The following is a 2,039-nucleotide window of genomic DNA, read 5'->3' on the forward strand; positions in this document are numbered from 1 at the left end:
CCGGGTCGAAGGGCGCCGGGTCGGCGGCGCCCCCGCGGTGGGGGCGGGTGCCGATCCGGGTGCGGAGGGCCACCACGATCACGGCCGCGGCGATCACGCCGGCGGTCACCAGCGCGATGGTCAGGCCGTCGTAGCCGGCGTTCGAGAACGCCCGGATGCTCGCCACGGCCATCACCCATCCCAGGGAGACGGGGATGAGCACCTTCCAGCCGAAGCCCATGAACTGGTCGTAGCGCAGCCTCGGCAGGGTGGCGCGCAGCCAGATGAACAGGAACATGAAGCCCCACACCTTGATCACGAACCACAGCAGCGCCCACCACCCGGAGTCCGCGCCGTCGATCAGGGAGAACGGCAGCGGTGCCTGCCAGCCGCCGAGGAACAGGGTGGCCGCCAGGGCCGAGACCGTCGTCATGTTGACGTACTCGGCCAGCATGAACATGGCGAACCGCAGCGACGAGTACTCGGTGTGGAACCCCCCGACCAGCTCGCCCTCGGCCTCGGGGAGGTCGAAGGGCGCGCGGTTGGTCTCGCCGACCATGGAGATCACGTAGACGAGGAACGAGGGCGCCAGGAGGAACACGAACCAGACCTCGGACTGAGCGGCGACGATCCCCGAGGTCGACATGGTTCCGGCGAACAGGAACACGCCGACGAAGGACAGTGCCATCGCGATCTCGTAACTGATCACCTGCGCCGTGGACCGCAGCCCACCGAGCAGGGGATAGGTGGAGCCGGAGGACCAACCGGCCAGTACGATGCCGTACACGCCGATCGAGGTGACGGCCAGGATGTAGAGCACGCCCACGTTCAGGTCGGTGAGTTGCAGCGGCGTCCGGTGTCCGAAGATCGAGACCTCGGGTCCGAAGGGGATCACAGCGAACGCCATGAACGCCGGGATCACCGCGATGACCGGGGCCAACAGGAAGACGGGCTTGTCGACCCCCGCGGGGATCAGTCCCTCCTTGAGGGCGATCTTGACGCCGTCCGCGAGGCTCTGCAACATGCCCAGCGGGCCGACCCGGTTGGGTCCCACGCGCATCTGCATCCAGGCGATGACCTTGCGCTCGAGGTAGATCGCGGCGAGCACCGTCACCACGAGGAACACGAAGACCGCGAGAACCTTGAGCAGCACCAGCCACCACGGGTCGATGCCGAAGGCGGACAGGTCCGCATATCCCTGCGAGGTCACGAGGCCCCCTCCCCGGCGCCGATCCGGACGACGTCCCCCGCGGCCGCGGCGAGCGTGGCGTTGACGGTCGACCCGGGTGAGTTCTGCGGCAGCCACACCACGCGATCGGGCATCGCGGTGACCACGCAGGGCAGGGTGATCGATCCGCTCTCCGTGGAGACGGTCAACGGATCGCCGTCCGCGACGCCGGCCTCGAGGGCGGTGGCCGCGGAGAGCCTGGCCACGGGGGTCCGGGCCGTCCCGGCCAGGTGCGGTTCACCGTCCTGCATCCGCCCCGAGTCCAGCAGCAGCCGCCAGGTGGCCAGGACGGCCTGCCCGGCGCGCGCATCCGCCACCGTCGATGCACTCGCGCCTGCGCTTCGGTGGGGGCGCGAGTGCATCGACGGGAGCGGCTGTGCACCGGAGGGCGGCTGCGCGCCCATGGTCTCACCCACGGCCGCCAGCTCCCGGCGGACGGACTCGACGTCGGGGAGGCCGAACCAGGCGCCCATCTCCTCGGCGAGGGCGTTGAGGACCCGGTGGTCGGGGAGGGCGTCACCACCGGTCAGCGCGGCGGCGAAGGGGCGCTCGCGGCCCTCCCAGGTGAGGAAGGTGCCGGCCTTCTCGGCCACGGGTGCGACCGGCAGGACCACGTCGGCGCGGTCGCTGATCTCGCTCCGGCGCAGCTCGATGCTCACCACGAACCCCGCGGCGTCGATCGCGGCGAGGGCCGCGCGGGGGTCGGACAGGTCCGCGGCCTCGACCCCGCCCACCAGCAGTGCGGTCAGGTCTCCCGAGGCGACGTCCCGGAGCTGGTCGTCGGTGGACCTGCCGGGCGTGTCGGGCAACGGTTCCGAGCGCCACAGGTCGG

General features: G+C 71.0%; 2 protein-coding genes. Both read right to left on the bottom strand.

Annotated elements, in window-relative coordinates; all coding sequences use genetic code 11:
• A partial coding sequence (gene nuoH, locus G6022_RS16210) for an NADH-quinone oxidoreductase subunit NuoH (protein WP_182640758.1) occupies positions 1–1,189 on the bottom strand: 1,189 nt, incomplete at its 3' end.
• A partial coding sequence (locus G6022_RS16215; protein WP_182692019.1) for a molybdopterin dinucleotide binding domain-containing protein occupies positions 1,186–2,039 on the bottom strand: 854 nt, incomplete at its 5' end. The genes nuoH and G6022_RS16215, both read right to left, overlap by 4 nt.

Origin of the sequence: Dietzia sp. Cai40 (genome assembly GCF_014145165.1) — a bacterium.
In the GTDB taxonomy this organism is placed as follows: domain Bacteria; phylum Actinomycetota; class Actinomycetes; order Mycobacteriales; family Mycobacteriaceae; genus Dietzia; species Dietzia natronolimnaea.